This window comes from Aeromonas sp. 602396 (assembly GCF_049173735.1).
Lineage (GTDB): Bacteria > Pseudomonadota > Gammaproteobacteria > Enterobacterales > Aeromonadaceae > Aeromonas > Aeromonas veronii_A.
Genome location: NZ_JAAKSD010000001.1, coordinates 442,695 through 460,016, shown reverse-complemented (window position 1 = coordinate 460,016; position 17,322 = coordinate 442,695). Strand labels below are relative to the sequence as shown.

The following is a 17,322-nucleotide window of genomic DNA, read 5'->3' as shown; positions in this document are numbered from 1 at the left end:
TTTGCGGAATGAAAATATCTATCTCTGCAATAGATTATATTCATTACTTATTTAAAACGGCAAAACAGGCATCGGAAACCAATTGAGAGAAATTGTTCAGCGCGTTATCCACTGCATCATCCATATCGAAATAGCGATACTCGGCAAGGCGGCCCAAAGCAATCAGTTGCGGGAACTCGGCCAATTCATCGCGGCAAGTCTGATAATGCTGTTTGGCTGCATCGGTAAACAGCGGGTAGTAAGGCTCCAGCCCCTGCCCGGCCACATAGGTGCAGGGGTATTCATAAACGATGCTGGTGCCGGGATGTTGCTGCCCCGTCAGATGCTTGAATTCAGTGATGCGGGTATAGGCCTCTTCATTCGGATAATTGACCGTGGTCACCGGCTGAAATTGAGCTTGCGGCAGATGACAGTGCTCAAAGCGCAGTGAACGGTACGGCAAGCCGTCGTGCCCCGCCGGCATCAGCTGATCCAGCATCCCCGTATAGACCAAGGGCCCGGCAAAGGGCACGCCATCCAGCAGTATCCGTTTCTGTTGCCAATCCAGACAGACGCGGGACCCCATGGGAATGGATAGCCTCACCTCAATCAAGGGGTTCGCCAAGATGCGCTCGAACATGGCGGTATAACCCTGCGCGGGCACCGCCTGCCAGGGATCAATAAAGTAACGGTCATCACGATTGACGACAACCGGCACGCGCGCAGTGACCTCGGGCGAGACCTGCTCTGGCGATACACCCCACTGCTTGCTGGTGTAGTTGACGAAGGCTCGCTCATAGATGAACTGGGCCAGCTCAGCCAGCAGAGGCTCAGCTTCCTGCCGCAGTGCCATGATGGGCACTCTGGCCCCCTCACCAAATCTGGCCTGAAGGGCCTCAATCATGGCCGCTGCCTTCTCCGCCGGAAAGCAGCGTTCAATGCTGGTCAGGTTGAACGGGATGGGCACCAACTGACCATCTATCCGTGACAGCACGCGATGCTCATAAGACAACCACTCGGTGAACTGCGACAGGTAATCCCAGACTTCCTGCTTGTCGGTATGGAACAGGTGTGGCCCATAACGATGGATCAGCACGCCGTGCTCGTCATACGCGTCGAAGCAGTTACCCCCGAGATGATCGCGCTGTTCCAGCACCAGCACCTTCCAGCCAAGCTGGCTGGCCATTCGTTCAGCCATGACGGCACCCGAAAGCCCAGCGCCGATGACGATCGCCTGATAGCTCACGCTCTATCTCCAAACAGTTGCTGCATGACACGCGCGGGATGGGCCCGCTCTGCCCATGCCAACTGATGTCGTTCGTCGAAGAACCAACCCGGGGCTAGCCTTGCCACAGCATCGACCGACTGCTCGATAAGCTGAGTGAAGCGCACGACATCATCCTGCCGCAAAAAGTAGAGCGCGGCAGAGTAGTAGTGATGGGCACGCCCCTGAGCAATGATCACGGGATCAGCACCGAATGCCGCCGCATTGTCACAGGCACGCAGCAAATCGCGCAGCGACTGTTCACGACGTTCAGCCGATTTGCGGGTTTGCCCGCCAAAGCTCTGGGTATGGAAGCGATAGCGGCCCAATAATTCGGGGATAAAATCCAGCGTCCCCGGATTGTGGGAGAGGTTCAAGATATGCCAGGGATAATCGAGGATGATCTTGCACCCCTCATCGATAGCGTTCTCCATCCCTTCATAACGGCGAAACATAATGGAACTGGCATTGACGAACACCCCGAAGCGGATTAATGCCTCCCGCGTCATCACTAGTTCGAGATAGCGAGCATTGTAATAATCGCGGGTGAAGAGCTTGATCCGAGCATCGGTCTCATCATCAAACATCTCCGCTTCGTGGTAGCAAAGGGTGCAACCGGAATGCGCGTCCAGATAATCGGCCTGACGCTGCAGCTTGCCCGGCAGGGCCAGATCATCCCCGTCGACATAGGCGATATATTCGCCGTTCGCCTCTCTCAACAAGCGTTTCTGGGTTTTAGCCAACCCCATATTTTGCGCGTTCTGTAGTGCCCGTAGCCGAGGCCACTGTAACGCCAACCGCTGCATAATGGCCCAGGAGTCATCGCTCGAGCCGTCATCAATGGCGATCACCTCGAATTCGAAATTCGTTTTTTGTTCCAGCAGGCTAAGTAGGCAAGGTTCAATGAAGCGCCCGAGGTTGTATACCGGCACCAGTACGCTGATTTTCATAAGGAAACCCAGGGTTTGAGTAAAAAAGAAGCAAAACAAAGAAAATGGACAAGGCTACCGCACGGTCTCTGTCAACCTTTCCTGCCCTTCATCACAATAATTACTGCAAGAGCTGTGCCTGACCAAGCTAATTGATTGATATGACTTGATTTATGTGACCTGGCATCCACTATTCAATGCGGGCAAGCCGACGGCTGCAGGCGGCTAGCATGTCGATGCCGTCCCAGAGCCATTCGAATGCCAGCGCCTGTCCCGGACTTGCCACCCTATCGATACGACAACCTGGCGATACCAGGAGCGCATGCTCAAGCTGCGTTTTATCCGGGCCAGCCCAGACACAGGTCTGCATATCCCAAGGCTGTAGCAGCAACTCATCAAGGTTATCGGCAACAAATTCGGCGACTGTACCTCCTCCGATGTGTGCAAGCCGCAAAGAGGCGGTGGGAGTCAATAAGGTGACGCCAGAAAAGGTGTCCAGCTGCATCTGGCCATCATGGGCGACATTTTGTTGACTATTGATAAGGCGTTCCATCATCAGGGAGGGATTATCTGCAAATGGGGCGAAGATCCCTTCGAGCAGACGACGGCGCAACGTGCTGGCGGGAGTGCCCAACCAGCAAATCGTAGTGGGTGAGGCGCAGGCTTGTTGATTGAAACGGGTAAAGTCTTGTTGCAAAGCCGCGACCACTTGCCGCCACGCAGCAGCATCCAGGTTGGCGAGCCATTGGCTATCCAACACCGCCATGGAGCGGCGATCCGGAAACACGATTTCCTGAGCGCGGGGTGAGAGCGGAATAGCCCGTACCCGGCTGATGGTTTCATCACCTCCCCAGATAATGCGAAGCCGACACCGGGCCGACAGCCAGGCGGTGATGCCCTCGTCGTGGTCATAGCGGATAAAACGGGTACGGGAGGCAATTTCTTGCCACTCGGGCAGAGAGAAGAGCTCGTTCAGGATGGCCAGCATGGCCTCTTGCACCGGGTCGATGCGCGATGAGAGACGTACCACGGACCCATTGCCCATCAGCAGCGCCATGATCCAGGAGTAGAACGCGACGGTCGGCACGTTGGAGGGTACCAGATGAAAAACCATCCCCAAGGGTGCACGCCCTGCCATGTGTTTGCGCTGTACCTCAATCTGGCGCGGCCGCAACCAAAAGCCAAAGGCGGCCAGATCCGGGTTCTCTCGCCCCTCCTTCAGCAGACGTGCAGAGAGCGCAGCCACAAAGTCGCAGATGACGGGCGCAAAGCTTGGCAACGGGCGAGTGACAAAACCTTGCCAACCGCTGACGGGAGCCACGAAGGCGACTTCTGGCCCCGCTTGCCAGATGGCATCTTCTACATCTGATCGGCTCACTGGAAAGTGTCGCTGCATCCCCTCACCTCGGCGCCTTGCTGACGTCCTGATACCTGAAAATAACGGCCACGACGGCCGCAGGGGCAATCATCCTCCCCCAGCAGCACGCCGAGATCCTCGGTCAGCAGGCTGTGGCCAGGATAACTTTGGGGAATGGCAGAGATCACCTGCAGCAAGCCGGGTTGGCCGACCCCGAGCGGTCGATGAGTCAGCGGATCCCGCACCAGCAGATCGGCAAAGAGGGGAGCATGAAGATGGCCATGCTCACACTCGACAAATACCGACCCCACCTGCTCCACCATGCCATAGAAGTTGTGCACCCGACTCAACCCCAACTGTTCATGGCAACGTTGCTTGAAAGCCGGATTATCCACCGCGAGGTGTTGCAGTTTTTTCCAGCCACCGCTGTGAAAAAGCGTGCCGTGCGTCAACGGCAGCTGCAGACCTCGCTCACGCAGCGGCTCCAGCAAACATTGCCAGACCATGAAGGTGAAGCCGAACAGCAGGACCGGCTGGCCCGCATATTTGTCACAAAACGCCTCGATGACAGGCCAGTTGGGCCGCATCTGCTCATCGAGGGCATAGGTATGGTCACGGCCAAGGAAGGAGAGCCCCAGCGCACCGGCTCCCCGAGCGGAAAAACCGCTGCGGTTTTGAATCAGGGCGGGTTGCTCCACCAGCAGCATGGGCAGCCGCTGCTTGCCGACGAACTCTTGCAGGATCTTCACCAGCACCTTGCTCTGCAAGGCGGCGGTCTCCCTGTCCAGCACGATCCGTGACGGCGTTCCGGTAGTGCCAGAGGAGGTGAGCACCTTGAATACCTCTTCTTGCGGCACGCTCTGCCATTGGGCCAATTTGAACAGGCGGGCGGCCAGATAAGGAAGCTCTTGATAGGTCGAGGCCTGACCCCAGCCAAACGCCGACAGAATATTGGCAAAAGCTGGACACCCCTGCGCATGGCGCTGCGTCAATTCATTCAGGCGAGCAAGGAGCAACCAACTTTTTTCATGTTGAGACAGCCCGAAAACCGGCGCATCAAACAGCCTGTTCATAGCTGCTCCAATTGTGTTAACAGGGCCGGATAATCGATCTTCATATTGCTGCGTCGTGGCAAATGATGCCGATAAATGCGAACGCTTGATGGCGGCACCATCAGCCAGCGGGCCAGCTCCAGCTGCAGTGCGTCACTGGGGCACGCGTCTGCCTCGATGGCCACCAGCAGGCAATCATCACGGCCGGTCGCAGCGCAGGAATAGCCCCTCCCCTGCAACCAGGTTTCCACTTCAGCCAAGCTCACCCGTTTGCCAAACAGCTTCAGGAAACGGTTGAGTCGTCCGGTCAGATAGAAGCGGCCCGCCTCATCACAACGAGCCAGATCTCCGGTAAAGAGCGCATCCATATCACGCCCACGCGCCAGATCTTCAGGGCGCTCGGCATAGCCAAGCATCACGTTTGGCCCTTCGTAGACCAGCTCCCCCTCCCCGTCAGGAAAGCCGGGCTCATGACGCAGAGAGAGATGCCCGCCCGGTACAGCACGGCCGATGGCATCGGGGGCAATCATCACTTCATCGTGCGCCAACCAGGCGATGCGCGGCGCCGCTTCGGTCTGGCCATACATCACGAAAAAACGACGTCCCAGTGCAGTTGCCTGCTCGGCAAACTGTCTTGCCAGTGCCGGCTCAAGTCGTCCTCCGGCCTGGGTCAGTGTCATCAGGCTGGGATAACGCGCCCAGTCAAAACGCAAGCGGTTTAGCATCTGAAAGGTAAAGGGTACCCCCGCCACGCTGGTGACCTGATAGCGATTGACCTCATCCCAGAATTGGCGCTCAAGGGGGCTGGCAGTGCATGAAACCAGAGAGGCGCCAGCCAAAAGATGGCTGTTGAGCACCGACATACCGAAGGAGTAAAAAAGTGGCAACGAGGTGATGGCACGCTCACGCCCGTTCAGCGCCAGGTATTCGGCGATGGCCGCGGCATTGGCATCAAGATTGGTTCGCGACAATCGCACCCATTTGCTGGAACCGGTGCTGCCCGATGTCGGCAGCAGCATGGCCAGCTCAGGGTGAAGTGAAGGCGCATCGCCAAGATGCGCAACTGCCCCATCCTCTAATACCCGCAGACTAACACCAAAGCGCTGGCACTGTTCACTGTGCAACCGGGCATCCTGTGCAGGATCGGCCAGCATGATGGCGTGGCCATCACGCAGGGCCAGCAAGTAGTGCAGCAGATGCAGGGTAGACGTCACAAATGGCAGGTAGACCAAATGGCGGCCAGCAGGATAGGTGGTGGCCAACTGCGCCACACGCCGAGCCAGCTCACCATAACTGAGCCACCCCTCTTGCGGGTCTCGCCAGGCGGGCTCGTCATTGTCGTCAACCAGATGGGTCAGCAAATCAGGCCGGTTCAAATCACCATCCCCCCATCGACCCCAATCACCTGCCCGGTCACATAGCTCGACAAGTCGGACGCGAGAAACAGGGCCACTTTGGCCACTTCATCTGGCGTGCCAATCCGTCCCATGGCGATGCTGGCCACCCGCTCGGCAAACTTCTCTTGCGGGATGGCATGCGCCATATCGGTATCAATAAAACCGGGAGCAATGGCATTGACACGGATCTGGCTGGCAGCCAGCTCCTTGGCCAGTGACTGGGTAATACCGATCACCGCCGCCTTGCTGCCGGCATAGCAGCTGAGCCCAGCCGCTCCCACTTGCCCCATCAGGGAGGCGAGATTGATGATGCAGCCACCACCGCTGCGTTGCATCAGGCGCGCGGCATACTGGCTGCAGTAGATCACGCTAAACGTATTGTTGCTGAATGTCTTTTGCAGATGGGCCTGGCTCGCCATCCCCAATAACGCCTCTTCCAGCATGCCGGCATTGTTGACCAGCACGTCCAGCGATCGGCTCTGGGTAAAAAGCTGTTGAAAGGCCTGCTTGACCGACGACGGATCAGCCACATCAAAACAGAGAGGCTGGCAGGGCACACCAAACTCGTTACCAATCGCGCTCGCCAGCTGACTCATCGCCACCGCATCACGGCCTCCCAGCCACAGTTCAGCCCCCTGAGAGGCAAACAGGCGAGCAATGGCAAGACCGATGCCACGCCCGGCACCGGTGATCAACACGCGTTTGCCCTGCAACAGCCCCTGCATCAGAAAGCGATCCCGTATTTGGCCAGGATCTCCCGCGCCTTGCCGACCGAACTCATGTCGATAATGTCATCGGTATCGAGCAATACACCGTAGTTATCCTCCAACTGGGCAATCAGCCCCATGTGGGCGACGGAATCCCACTGCGGGATGCTGTTGTAGGCCAACCCATCGCTGACGCTGCCGATATCAATACCCAAAGCCTCGGCAAAAACCTGTTCCAATGCGATTGTCATCTGAAAAATCTCCGTAGCCGCTCACGGGCGGCATAGTAATTCGCCGGTAGCAGTTCCAATGCAAAAAATCCGTTCTCTTGTCCTATCTGGCGGTAACCCAGTTGTTCATTCAAACGCAGGGCCGAGCGATTGTTCTCCCGAACCAAGGTGCGGATACAACCGATATGCAACTCATCAAAACCCTGATCAAGCTGAGATAAGGCAGCAGCAACGGCCAACATGGGATGCCGCACGGTCGAGTTGCCCAGATAGAGTCCCGCATCGGCAATCGCCTGACCCTGCAGCTTACCCTGGCACTCACCTTTCAGATTGACGTAACCCGCTCGCACGCCCTTGCACCAGAGCACCCAGTGCTGCTGATCCCGCCGCTCACGGGTAGCAGCGAACCATTGGCGCTGTTGCCGTGGCGAAATACGCGTCTGGGATACCATCTGCATTCGCACCTCATCCTGATTGCGCCAACGTCGCAAGGCAGGAAGATCCCACGGCTCTATCGGGCGTAACTCAACGCCATAACTCATCTTCAACGTCATCCACTTTTCATTGCCTGTCTCTCTTATCGACCACACTGCTGCCATTCCGTAGCAAAAATCGATAATACAAGCAGAAAAACCAGTATAATATCAAAAATAATCAAAGAGTTGTCATCGATTATCCTGGCTTTGGCCAGTCATTAATCCAGCAGAGAGAGCCCATCATGGCCATCGCCATTATCCCGGCCCGGGGTGGCAGCAAACGCATTCCACGCAAGAATATCCGTCCCTTCTGCGGCCAGCCCATGCTCGCCTATGCCATCCTGGCGGCGCAAAAATCTGGCTGTTTCAGCCTGGTGGTGGTCTCCACCGATGATGAGGAGATTGCCAAGGTCGCCCGTCAACTGGGCGCGGATGTGCCATTTCTGCGGCCAGCCAACCTCGCCGATGATCACACAGGTACCACCCCTGTGGTGATCGACACCATCCAGCGGCTCGACCAGCTCGGCATCCAGGCAGAGCACTACTGCTGCATCTATGCCACGGTGCCGCTTATCCAGGCCGATGACCTGAAGGCCGCCTATCAGCGGCTGATCGCAAGCAAGGCACCATTTGTCTATACCGTGGCCGAGTTTGGCTTCCCTATCCAGCGCGCCGTGCGCATGGATGAGCAGGGCCGGGTCACCCCCTTCTGGCCGGAGCAGATGGCGAAACGCTCTCAGGATCTGGAGCCTGCCTATCAGGATGCAGGCCAGTTCTATTGGGGGACGCGGGCTGCCTGGTTGGGCGGGATCAGCCCCGTCGGTGGAGAGGGGATCGGCCATATTCTGCCAAGACACAGGGTGGTCGATATCGATACACCGGAAGATTGGCACCTAGCCGAATTGCTCTATCAAGTGCTGGCCCAAGATGGCGTTTAAGGTTGCCTTCCGGCTCGACGCCGGCGCCGAAATCGGCCTGGGTCATCTGATGCGCTGTCTGGCCATCGCCGATCGGCTGATAACGGCTGGCGCCGAGTGCCACTTTCTCTGCCATCAGCTACCGGCCCACCTGTTGCCACTGCTGCAATCCCACCAGCATCACCCTCTTTGCGCTCTGGACGACGCAGGCCCCTTGCCCACCTTGGTCCCGGAGTGGCTGGTGTGTGATCACTACCAGATTAATCGACAGATCGAGCAGACACTGGCAATCCACTGTGGTCAGTTGCTGGTGATCGACGATCTGGCCGATCGCCCTCATCATGGTCAGTTGCTGCTGGATCAGGGGCCACTACGCAGCACAGCCGATTACCAGTCACTCGTCCCTGCCGACTGTCGGCTGCTGCTGGGCACCGACTATGCCCTGCTGCGCCCCGCCTATCGCCAGCTTGCACGCCAAAAGGTCAGCCGGTGGCAACGTGGCCTCATCTGCTTTGGCGGTGCCGATCCGGCCGGAGCCTGCCTCATCACCCTCAATACGCTGGCTCGATTGCCATGGGCTAAAACCGTCAGCTGGACTCTGGTAGCCGGTGGGGCCAATCCTTTCTGGCCCGAGCTGCAACAAAGGGTTGCCGAACTGCCCGATCTGCCGCTCACCTTGCTGCGTCAGAGCGACCAGATGGCCGACCTGATGAGCCGACACGACTTCGCCATTGGCGCTGCGGGCGGCATGACCTGGGAGCGGGCCTGCCTCGGCCTGCCGACCCTGGCAGTCCCCATCGTCGACAACCAGCAGTTCAACGACCAGGTGATCGCCCGCTTTAAGCTTGCCGAGCGGCTGACCCTGAGCGAGCTGGCCGAGCCTGAGCGACTGCTGCAAGCTCTGCAACGGCTTGAACAACACTCAGACGACTACCGCCGCCGTGGCCAGCAGCAGGTGGACGGGCTGGGGCTGGATCGGCTCACCGCCCGGTTGCTGCAACAATCGGATTATCAGCTGTTACCAGATGGCCAACAGTGGCAACTACGCCATGATGGCAAACTGCTGCTCACCCTGACGCTGAAAGGCCAGCGGCTGGCATGGCAGGCCACCCGGCCACTTCAACCTGCGGATTGGCAAGAGCTGGCACATCGCTTGCACACAATTTTCTCCCAATTTCCCCTCTATCTTGCCGAGCCACCGCAGATAGCGCCCCCTGCCCCTTGGCAGCCGGCGCCGCAAGGCTGGCAACTTGGCACAGGAATCTGAACACAGATGCAGATCGATCATCGCCCCATCAACCAGGAGCAGGCCCCCTATGTGATTGCCGAACTGTCGGCCAACCACAATGGCAATCTGGACCGCGCCCTGGCCATTATGACCGCCGCCAAAGCAGCGGGTGCCAGCGCCGTCAAACTGCAAACCTACCGCCCGGATACCATCACCCTCAAAAGTGATCGACCGGAATTTCAGATCCACGGCGGTTTGTGGGATGGCCACAGCCTCTACGATCTTTATGAGTGGGCGCACACCCCCTGGGAATGGCACCAGGCGCTGTTTGCAAAGGGGCGCGAGCTGGGGCTGACGGTCTTTAGCAGTCCGTTCGACTTCAGCGCGGTGGATCTGCTGGAATCCCTCGACTGCCCGGCCTACAAGATCGCCTCCTTCGAGCTGGTGGACTTGCCCCTCATCCGCTACGCCGCCCAGACCGGCAAGCCGCTCATCATGTCCACCGGCATGGCGAACGAGGCCGAGATCGCCGCAGCGGTCGAGATGGCACTCAAACACGGCAACGGCCAGCTGGCCCTGCTGCACTGTGTCAGCGGCTATCCGGCGCCGGCGGCCGAATACAACCTGCGTACCATCCCTATGTTGCGCCAACGCTTCGGGGTCGAGGTGGGGCTCTCTGATCACACTCTGGGATCGGCCACGGCCATCGCCGCCACTGCGCTTGGGGCGACCCTCATCGAGAAACACTTCACCTTGGCCCGCGCCGACGGCGGGCCGGATTGCGCCTTCTCCATGGAGCCGGCCGAGCTCACCGAGCTGGTAACCTCGATCAATACCGCCCATGCAGCGCTCGGGGTGGCCGATTACCAGCTCACCGCCAGTGAACAGGGTAACCGTGCGTTTCGCCGCTCCCTCTATCTGGTCAGGGATATTGCAGCCGGAGATTTGCTCACCGCAGAACACATCAAATCGGTGCGCCCCGCCCTCGGCCTGCCCCCCGCCGATTACGATCGGCTCATCGGCAAGCGGGTCAACCGCAGCCTGAGCGCTAACCAACCACTAAGCTGGGAGTGGATAGACAACGATGAGTGATGATCTCTTCAACCAGCACGGCAGGCTCATCAGCCAGCGCTGGCCCGCCCTCTGGCCCCGCCTGCTGGCACAAGACGTGGAAAGCCTGCCGGCCGAGCTGACCGAGGGGCTCGGCTCCACCCTCAGCCTCCAAGGCATCCAGCTCACCAGCCGACACGATCGGGTGAAAGAGGCCGAGCTGCAGGCCGCCAGCCTGCCAGAGCAGCCTGTGCTGCACCTCTACGGTACCGGACTCGGCGATCTGCCGCGCGCCCTGCTGGGGCGCAGTGGCCTCAAGCGGCTGGAAGTGAAGATCATGAATGGCGCCCTGTTTGCCCTGGTGCTGCGGCTGCTGGATCAGCAGGACTGGCTGACGGACCCCAGGGTCGAGCTGATGATGGCCGGCGACGAGGGGGAGGTGCGCCTGCCCTTCTTCGCCCTGCCGCCCGAGCTGCTGCTGGTGGAAGATGCCGCCGCCCGCATCCGCGACCGGCTGGTGAGTGAAATAGACTTGCCGTTCGCCCGGGCCAGGTTCGACGCCGAACACCCCGACATCACCCGGCGGCTGGCGGAAAACCGCGATCTGCTGGCTGGCGACGGCGATGTGGCCTCCCTGTTCGGTCTGGCTCAGGGCAAGCAGGCGCTGATCGTGGCGAGCGGTCCGACTCTGCAGCACAACCTGGCCACCCTGCAGGCCCAGTTGCAGACACGGCGTCAGGACTATCTTCTGATTAGCGTCGATACCGCACTGGCGTTTTTGCTCAGCCACGGCATCCGGCCCGACATCGTCGTCACCATAGATGACGCCATCCACGGCAACCGGCTGCCCGCCGCCCAGTCGGCCCAGACCACCCTGGTCTATTACCCCACGGTTCCCACGGCAGCCCTGCTGGCCTGGCAGGGGCCGCGCAAGACCGCCTACTCCCGCAGCCCCATGTATCAGCAGCTGCGGCAGACGCACCCCAAGGGCGTGCTGCACTCGGGCGGCAGCGTCATTCATCCCGCGGTGGATCTCGCCGTACAGATGGGTTGCCGCCAGGTCATCCTGCTGGGCACTGACTTCGCCTTTCCCGGCGAACTCACCCACTCGGGCTGGGCCGATGGTGCGCTCGGCCCCAGCGCCGCGCAGGCACTCAGCTGGGCCCTCGACGGCCATGGCCGGCGGGTCAAGACCAATCCGAACTTTTCCGCCTACCGCACCGAGCTCGAGCGCTACATAGCGCGCCACCCCGAGGTACAGTTCTGGAACTGCAGCCGGGAAGGGGCGGAAATCGCCGGCTGCCGCTATCACCCGGAGTACGTGCAATGAAAAACGGCCAGATCACCCGCCTCACCGCCCTGGCGCACCAGTTTCGGCTGGGGCAGTCGGTTGCAGCGAGTCAGGCATTGCCGGAACTGCTGCAAGAGGTGCTCACCGAGCAGGGCAACCTGCCACCCGGACTGGTAGCCGCACTGCTGCAGTGCCAGGAGCGCCAGGACTGGCTGGGGCTGGCCGACTACCTCGAATATGAAGTGGTGCACTGCCTGTCGACCCCGGCCGGCGACACCACCACAGGAGACCACTGATGATCAAGGCCATTTCCAACGCCTCCGAGCAGGAGCTGTCACGCCGCCAGACCTTCAGCGAGTTGCTGCACGCCAGCCCGCTGCCCGCGGCCGAGCTGCAGAACAACCTGGGCCTCTACCTCAAGCGCCAGTCGCTCTCCCGCATCCTGTTCATGCACGAGCTGTATCAGAAGATCGTGCCGGTCCACGGCGTCATCATGGATTTCGGTACCCGCTGGGGTCAGAACCTGGCGCTTTTCTCCTCGTTTCGCGGCATGTATGAGCCCTACAACTACAACCGCAAGTTGGTGGGATTCGATACCTTCAGCGGCTTCCCTTCCCACGCTCCGCAAGATGGCAGTGATGCCGCAATCCAGCCCGGTGCCTACGGGGTGACGCCGGGCTATGAGCAGCATCTGGCCCAACTGCTCGCCGCCCATGAGGCGGAAAGCCCGCTGGACCATATCGTCAAGCATGAGCTGGTGAAGGGGGATGTGACCGAGACGCTGCCGGCCTATCTGGCTCGTCAGCCGGAAACAATGATAGCGCTGGCCTATTTTGACTTTGATCTCTACGAGCCGACCCGCCGCTGTCTCGAGCTCATCAAGCCGCACCTGACCAAGGGATCGGTGCTGGCATTCGATGAGCTCAACTGGCCCGCCTTTCCGGGGGAGACCCTGGCTCTCAAGGAGATGCTGGGGCTGGATCGCTACGCCATCCGTCGCACCCCGCACAACCCGGGACCAGCCTATCTGGTGATCGAGTAGTCCGGTTGCGGGCTGAGGCGACGCAGCAGCCCGGCATCCAGCAGCATCCGCGCCAGCGGCTCCACCCGCCAGAACGGCGCCCCTATGGTCTCGGCAATCTCGAACAGGGTCAGCTTGCCGTCGCTGTAGGCCAGCAGATTCATCATCTCCCGTACCTGCCAGCCCGAATAGCGGGTCGACAAATCCGGGTAGAGCCCCCGCTTGCCGAGCTGGGGTTCGCCCAGCACAGTGACCTCGCAGCGCTCGTCCAGCTCCAGACACTCGATGGCACGGCGCAGCGCCATGAAGCCGCCGGCCAGACCGGCCGACGTCACCAGCGAGAGGTCATCGAGCGAGGTGTGGTACTCGGCATAACAGCCGTATCGACTGCGCATCACAGAAGTGACCGGCAGATCGATGCCGGGCGCGCACAGCTGCCGCTCGTTGGATCCCCGCTCCAGGAAGCTGTAAGCCTTGTAGCCCGGCGCCAGATGACCCAGCACATGGCGACCGATGCGATCCGCCAACGTGTTGCCCTGGCGTGAGGGCAGGAAGGAGTAGCTGCGGTCATCGCCAAGACAGGTCAGGTTGAAGCCGGCCAAGGTGCGCTGCTTGAGCTGGTCCAGATGACGGGAGAGATAGACGATGGCCCCCAGGGTTTCAGGCACCAGCATCAGCCGGTAGCTGTAGCGACGTGTGGGCAGTGACGCAAGCCAGGCCATCAGGAATACACCGACACAGGGGCCGGAGAGCTCGTTGTTGGCCATGGAGGGGTGGCAGGTGTAGCTCGACAGCAGGATCTCCTGCTCGCTCTCCCCCGGCAGCACCCAGTCACCATAGGTGAGCGAGCCCGGGGCCAGGGTGGCATCGATCACCACCTGATATTCTCCCTCCGGCAGCGCTTCACGCAGCCGATGGGGCAGACAGAAGCCCCAGCGGCGCTTGTAGTAGGAGGTCACATAGGGAATGGCATCCGGCTGCTCGGGCAGAGAGTGGAGATGGGGCTGCAGCTCGGCAAGCGAGAGGGTGCAGCGCACCGGCTCCGAGTAACCGACCAGATGCAGGTTGTGATCCTGGAAGTCCACCACTCTGCGTCCATCCGGCCCCACTATGTAGGCTTCCCGCACGTTCCACTCGTCAGGCACTGTCCAGTCGAAGCACTCGGTGCCGCTGGCCACTTCATGGATCCGCAGCTCGGGCAGGCAGTGCTCGCGCCACAGGGCCAGCGACTGCCGAACCCCGTCCCCGGTCAGGCTGCGATTGAGCGGAAACAGCAGGGTGAGCAGCCGATGCAGCTGTTCACCGACTTGTGCCTGGTCGTCCCAGTCGGTGGGCAGATAGCCGCTCTTGGGTGAAAAACTCATGGGGTGGGTGCCTCGATCAATTCGACAATGTGGCCAAGGGGGCTCAGGAAAAACTGGACGTGGGCGCCGCCAAACGCGATGGCTGGCTGGCTGGGCCCGAGGGGAAGATGACGCTGGGCCCGCAGTTTTTCGGCAGCCATTGCCAGGTCTGCCACCTCATAGGCCAGATGATTGAGCAGGTTATGACGGGTTCGTAGCGCCTGACTGACGGGGCTATCATCACTGGCAGGTGCAATCAGTTCATAGCAAATCCCCGCATCATCATAGGCAAAACAGATATGCACCCGCTGCAACGGATCGAGCACCGGCTCGCTAAAGCGGGAAAGCCCGAGGGTCTCGCAACAATAACGTACGCCAAGATCCAGTTCGGCCACCACCAGTCCAATATGGTGCAGTTTCATCTCCCCTCCCTGATGAGCGCATGGGGATGGACAGCGATCAGCTCTTTTGCCACCGCGGCAAAGTCGGCGCAGCGAACGGCCCAGACTGGTAAACGGCCAAATAACCCCTGGTGCCATTTGTCCTGATTTTTAAGGGCTTCAACCAGACGGGAAAGATCTATCTCGCTGGCCAGATCGAGTCTTCGCACAAAGTAGTCACAATGCCAGGGGCGCACCATTCCCTGCTCGCGGACATCACCCTCAAAGCGTTTCATAAAGCGATAATCGACACCTAGTTGCTGCTCGACATAGTGGGTGAAGGTAATGCGATCGGGATGACAGGCAAAACCGGCAATCCAGCCATCGTGAGCCGCCAACCAGGCGAAGGGGCTCTCTTCACCAAAGCAGTCATGACCCCCTGCTGCAACCACCTGGTCACGCCCCGCGCCCCATACCGCAACGCTGAAGATGGGATCGCGGGTCCGCGCAACCCCTGGCAGAGTGCGAAACTGCTCCGTCATCAACCCGACTTCACTGGGGGATGTCGCCCTGTCGAAACAGCTCTGGCGAGTCAGGCTATACGTGAATGTTGGCACCAGCAGAGTGCCCTCGTTTCCAAGCCACTCCTGCATCCCCAACCAAAAAGCATGCATGCCGGCTTCATTGCCCCGCCCAGGAAACTGGGCCACAGCCATGGCGTCAGTGTGAACCATGATAGCGCTCCCTCGTGCGATCCCAAGGGAGCCAAGAACATGAGAGAGAGCTTCAATCACAGCACAAGACCACGCCGCAACAGCGCATCACGAATGTCCTGAAGTTGCTTCATCTTCGCCAGCTCTTCAGGCTCGAAGCGTACCGAGAACGTCTGCTCAACCAGCAGCAGAAAATTGAAATGACCAAGCGAATCCCATTCCGGAAAGGCCCCAAGTCCCAACTGATAGTCGCCTCGCGTGACGGTTGCAGAAGGAAACTGCTGTTCCAACAAAGTGAAGAGATCAGTCATGGTGATAAAACTCCAAAAAAGGCAAATTCAGCTGTTCGAGCGCCAGACTATGGTAATGCTCATGGGAAAAACGGGCGGGATCCGGATTATCACAGGGGGTCAACGGCAGGGATGCCAACCATGTCAGCGCAGGTTCATTACGTGCACAACGATTCGAGCCAATAACCAGACGCTCGATCCCCGCCTCGCGCAATGCAGCCGAGACGCTATCCAGTAACCAATATTCGAGTCCTCTGGACAACACTCTGCAACTCAGAGCCAGCGTATCGAGCAATGCCAGTTTGGGCGTGATGTTTATGATCAGCACCAAGCCAACCAAGCCATGATCGGCAAAGCGATCCTGCAACGACACTAGCCAGCACCAGCCAGACTGCGCCAGCCGTTTGAGCTCGCTCGCCTCATATCGCAGACAGGAGAGATTAAACTGGTTGGTTTTATGGATGATCTGCTCGGCACGAGCAAGGTTATCCACCGCCAACGGCTGTATCGCCGCACGCAACGACAAGGAGGCGAGAAAATGTTGTTCACTGCCAACCTCGCTACGTAACCGGGCGGCGTCTGCCAATGCCAGATAGGAGGCTTGACGAAGAGCATCATCACCACTGAATATGCGCGAGAACCCCCCATAAGTGAGCAAGGTTGTAGGCCATGCCCAAATATCTACTGGTGGTTCAATGACATCGACTTGTGGCAGGGCATGGCGAACTTCAGCCCTTTCCAGGGGGGAATCATCCCAGAAGACCAAGGCCTCAAGCCCCAGATTGAGGCTGGCAGCAATATGTCGCAAACCTTGAGATTTAGAGCCCCAACCAATGGCAGATGCTGCAATGTTTCGCCTTTTGAGTCTCATGGCGCCATGCTGCTCAAACACCAGCCAAACATCTGCAGGCTCGTTTTTAGAGCACAATGCCAACAACACGCCGCGCTGATACCAGTAGAGCGCCGCATCCTGAAACGACTGATAGAGTTTGCCGAGACCGTCCTGACCAAGGTAAAGGCCAGTCAACCCCTCTTCACCCACTACCCCCCCCCACAGGGTATTGTCACAATCGAGCACCAGCACCTTGCGTATTGGCGCCTGATCAAGCATCCAACGCGCGGCAATCCAGTCGGCAAGGCTGGTCAAGCCGTGCATCGAGAGAGGACAAGAAAGAAGGTAACGATTACGCTCGTCCACACAATGGGCTCGCCCCTGCTCAGAGAGCCAGCGACCCAGCCCCAAATCCCTAATGTGGTGACGTGCAAGCGCTCGGGTAAAGCAGACATCCAGCTGCATCATCCAGGGATGAAGAGCGCTACTCACACCAACGCCTTGCAGTGAACAGGCACCAAGATAAAGATGAGGGAGCCCCCGCAGTGGCGAGAGCAATGCTTCCAACCAGGTGTCGATGGTCTCGGACAATGCGGGTTCAGCCAAGGTGTACCAATGCTGGCATTCGCTGTCGGTCAGCAGTTGCTCCCAAAACCAGAGCACCAGATGTCCGTCACAAGCGGCCATCGGCTGCCATTGACCTTGAGGGCAAAATTGCAACTGTGCATGTCGGGCCAAAGGAGCCCATGCCACATTACCGGGCATGAGAAATGCGGTGGATGCCAGGGAAAGGGTGGCCATATATGCACCTGAAAGGATTAAATACTTCTATATCATACTGTTAGGGAATGGAGATGAACAGAGTC

General features: G+C 59.3%; 19 protein-coding genes. 6 read left to right on the top strand and 13 right to left on the bottom strand.

The genetic code is table 11. From position 1 onward, the window contains the following. Window positions 1–43 precede the first annotated feature (43 nt). The 8 genes from glf to G5229_RS02020 all read right to left on the bottom strand — a co-directional run bounded on the left by glf (window position 44) and on the right by G5229_RS02020 (window position 7,469). Complete coding sequence (gene glf / locus G5229_RS02055) at window positions 44–1,225, bottom strand: UDP-galactopyranose mutase (protein ID WP_421208249.1); 1,182 nt, start codon at window positions 1,223–1,225, stop codon at window positions 44–46. Further along, window positions 1,222–2,193, bottom strand: a complete 972-nt coding sequence (locus tag G5229_RS02050) for a glycosyltransferase family 2 protein (RefSeq protein ID WP_227340783.1) — start codon at window positions 2,191–2,193, stop codon at window positions 1,222–1,224. The genes glf and G5229_RS02050 overlap by 4 nt, the downstream gene beginning before the upstream one ends. Window positions 2,194–2,362: 169 nt before the next feature. Continuing rightward, a complete protein-coding gene (locus G5229_RS02045) occupies window positions 2,363–3,568 on the bottom strand; it encodes an acyl-CoA reductase (protein ID WP_421208247.1) in 1,206 nt (401 codons plus the stop codon). After that, entirely contained in the window at window positions 3,547–4,602 is a 1,056-nt protein-coding gene (locus tag G5229_RS02040; protein WP_421208245.1) for an acyl-protein synthetase, read from the bottom strand. The genes G5229_RS02045 and G5229_RS02040 overlap by 22 nt, the downstream gene beginning before the upstream one ends. Next, complete coding sequence (locus G5229_RS02035) at window positions 4,599–5,957, bottom strand: AMP-binding protein (RefSeq protein WP_421208243.1); 1,359 nt, start codon at window positions 5,955–5,957, stop codon at window positions 4,599–4,601. The genes G5229_RS02040 and G5229_RS02035 overlap by 4 nt, the downstream gene beginning before the upstream one ends. Then, a complete protein-coding gene (locus G5229_RS02030) occupies window positions 5,954–6,703 on the bottom strand; it encodes an SDR family NAD(P)-dependent oxidoreductase (RefSeq protein ID WP_421208241.1) in 750 nt (249 codons plus the stop codon). Before G5229_RS02030 ends, G5229_RS02035 begins: the two co-directional genes overlap by 4 nt. After that, the gene (locus tag G5229_RS02025; RefSeq protein ID WP_139459750.1) at window positions 6,703–6,936 is read right to left on the bottom strand and encodes an acyl carrier protein; all 234 of its coding nucleotides are present in this window, start codon (window positions 6,934–6,936) and stop codon (window positions 6,703–6,705) included. Before G5229_RS02025 ends, G5229_RS02030 begins: the two co-directional genes overlap by 1 nt. Further along, window positions 6,933–7,469 carry a GNAT family N-acetyltransferase gene (locus G5229_RS02020; RefSeq protein WP_421208239.1) on the bottom strand — a complete coding sequence of 179 codons (537 nt, stop codon included), beginning with the start codon at window positions 7,467–7,469 and terminating at the stop codon, window positions 6,933–6,935. Before G5229_RS02020 ends, G5229_RS02025 begins: the two co-directional genes overlap by 4 nt. A 164-nt stretch (window positions 7,470–7,633) precedes the next feature. Here G5229_RS02020 and pseF point away from each other — a divergent pair, with 164 nt between their 5' ends. Genes pseF through G5229_RS01990 form a run of 6 tightly spaced genes read left to right on the top strand, consistent with a single transcriptional unit; the run spans window position 7,634 to window position 12,919 of the window. Beyond that, entirely contained in the window at window positions 7,634–8,329 is a 696-nt protein-coding gene (pseF, locus tag G5229_RS02015; RefSeq protein WP_421208237.1) for a pseudaminic acid cytidylyltransferase, read from the top strand. Continuing rightward, window positions 8,319–9,575, top strand: coding sequence for a UDP-2,4-diacetamido-2,4,6-trideoxy-beta-L-altropyranose hydrolase (gene pseG, locus G5229_RS02010; protein WP_421208235.1), 1,257 nt, complete (start codon window positions 8,319–8,321; stop codon window positions 9,573–9,575). Before pseF ends, pseG begins: the two co-directional genes overlap by 11 nt. A gap of 6 nt (window positions 9,576–9,581) precedes the next feature. Then, window positions 9,582–10,628: a pseudaminic acid synthase gene (pseI, locus tag G5229_RS02005; RefSeq protein WP_421208234.1), complete on the top strand. Its 1,047-nt coding sequence runs from the start codon at window positions 9,582–9,584 to the stop codon at window positions 10,626–10,628. Then, complete coding sequence (locus G5229_RS02000; RefSeq protein ID WP_421208233.1) at window positions 10,621–11,916, top strand: motility associated factor glycosyltransferase family protein; 1,296 nt, start codon at window positions 10,621–10,623, stop codon at window positions 11,914–11,916. Before pseI ends, G5229_RS02000 begins: the two co-directional genes overlap by 8 nt. Beyond that, entirely contained in the window at window positions 11,913–12,173 is a 261-nt protein-coding gene (locus tag G5229_RS01995) for a hypothetical protein (protein WP_010635733.1), read from the top strand. The genes G5229_RS02000 and G5229_RS01995 overlap by 4 nt, the downstream gene beginning before the upstream one ends. Continuing rightward, a complete protein-coding gene (locus tag G5229_RS01990; RefSeq protein ID WP_421204695.1) occupies window positions 12,173–12,919 on the top strand; it encodes a class I SAM-dependent methyltransferase in 747 nt (248 codons plus the stop codon). Before G5229_RS01995 ends, G5229_RS01990 begins: the two co-directional genes overlap by 1 nt. Here the strand turns inward: G5229_RS01990 and G5229_RS01985 are convergent. From G5229_RS01985 to G5229_RS01965, 5 genes are read right to left on the bottom strand one after another with little or no spacing between them, the layout of a single operon-like run. Next, on the bottom strand, window positions 12,901–14,262 hold the full coding sequence (locus tag G5229_RS01985; protein WP_421204694.1) for a DUF4910 domain-containing protein: 1,362 nt from the start codon (window positions 14,260–14,262) through the stop codon (window positions 12,901–12,903). The genes G5229_RS01990 and G5229_RS01985 overlap by 19 nt on opposite strands. Then, window positions 14,259–14,663: a VOC family protein gene (locus G5229_RS01980; protein ID WP_005346679.1), complete on the bottom strand. Its 405-nt coding sequence runs from the start codon at window positions 14,661–14,663 to the stop codon at window positions 14,259–14,261. The genes G5229_RS01985 and G5229_RS01980 overlap by 4 nt, the downstream gene beginning before the upstream one ends. Then, window positions 14,660–15,415 (bottom strand): AAC(3) family N-acetyltransferase, encoded by a 756-nt coding sequence (locus G5229_RS01975; RefSeq protein WP_408082949.1) that lies wholly within the window; start codon window positions 15,413–15,415, stop codon window positions 14,660–14,662. The genes G5229_RS01980 and G5229_RS01975 overlap by 4 nt, the downstream gene beginning before the upstream one ends. Then, window positions 15,412–15,645, bottom strand: a complete 234-nt coding sequence (locus tag G5229_RS01970; protein WP_227340795.1) for an acyl carrier protein — start codon at window positions 15,643–15,645, stop codon at window positions 15,412–15,414. Before G5229_RS01970 ends, G5229_RS01975 begins: the two co-directional genes overlap by 4 nt. Then, window positions 15,638–17,257, bottom strand: a complete 1,620-nt coding sequence (locus G5229_RS01965; RefSeq protein ID WP_421208232.1) for an HAD-IIIC family phosphatase — start codon at window positions 17,255–17,257, stop codon at window positions 15,638–15,640. Before G5229_RS01965 ends, G5229_RS01970 begins: the two co-directional genes overlap by 8 nt. Window positions 17,258–17,322 lie beyond the last annotated feature (65 nt).

Excerpts from the sequence above, each read along its gene's own strand:
- G5229_RS02050 (WP_227340783.1), bottom strand. The coding sequence starts at position 2,193 with ATGAAAATCAGCGTACTGGTGCCGGTATACAACCTCGGGCGCTTCATT.
- G5229_RS02045 (WP_421208247.1), bottom strand. The coding sequence starts at position 3,568 with ATGCAGCGACACTTTCCAGTGAGCCGATCAGATGTAGAAGATGCCATC.
- G5229_RS02040 (WP_421208245.1), bottom strand. The coding sequence starts at position 4,602 with ATGAACAGGCTGTTTGATGCGCCGGTTTTCGGGCTGTCTCAACATGAA.
- G5229_RS02030 (WP_421208241.1), bottom strand. The coding sequence starts at position 6,703 with ATGCAGGGGCTGTTGCAGGGCAAACGCGTGTTGATCACCGGTGCCGGG.
- G5229_RS02025 (WP_139459750.1), bottom strand. The coding sequence starts at position 6,936 with ATGACAATCGCATTGGAACAGGTTTTTGCCGAGGCTTTGGGTATTGAT.
- G5229_RS02020 (WP_421208239.1), bottom strand. The coding sequence starts at position 7,469 with ATGACGTTGAAGATGAGTTATGGCGTTGAGTTACGCCCGATAGAGCCG.
- pseF (WP_421208237.1), top strand. The coding sequence starts at position 7,634 with ATGGCCATCGCCATTATCCCGGCCCGGGGTGGCAGCAAACGCATTCCA.
- pseG (WP_421208235.1), top strand. The coding sequence starts at position 8,319 with ATGGCGTTTAAGGTTGCCTTCCGGCTCGACGCCGGCGCCGAAATCGGC.
- pseI (WP_421208234.1), top strand. The coding sequence starts at position 9,582 with ATGCAGATCGATCATCGCCCCATCAACCAGGAGCAGGCCCCCTATGTG.
- G5229_RS02000 (WP_421208233.1), top strand. The coding sequence starts at position 10,621 with ATGAGTGATGATCTCTTCAACCAGCACGGCAGGCTCATCAGCCAGCGC.
- G5229_RS01995 (WP_010635733.1), top strand. The coding sequence starts at position 11,913 with ATGAAAAACGGCCAGATCACCCGCCTCACCGCCCTGGCGCACCAGTTT.
- G5229_RS01990 (WP_421204695.1), top strand. The coding sequence starts at position 12,173 with ATGATCAAGGCCATTTCCAACGCCTCCGAGCAGGAGCTGTCACGCCGC.
- G5229_RS01985 (WP_421204694.1), bottom strand. The coding sequence starts at position 14,262 with ATGAGTTTTTCACCCAAGAGCGGCTATCTGCCCACCGACTGGGACGAC.
- G5229_RS01980 (WP_005346679.1), bottom strand. The coding sequence starts at position 14,663 with ATGAAACTGCACCATATTGGACTGGTGGTGGCCGAACTGGATCTTGGC.
- G5229_RS01970 (WP_227340795.1), bottom strand. The coding sequence starts at position 15,645 with ATGACTGATCTCTTCACTTTGTTGGAACAGCAGTTTCCTTCTGCAACC.
- G5229_RS01965 (WP_421208232.1), bottom strand. The coding sequence starts at position 17,257 with ATGGCCACCCTTTCCCTGGCATCCACCGCATTTCTCATGCCCGGTAAT.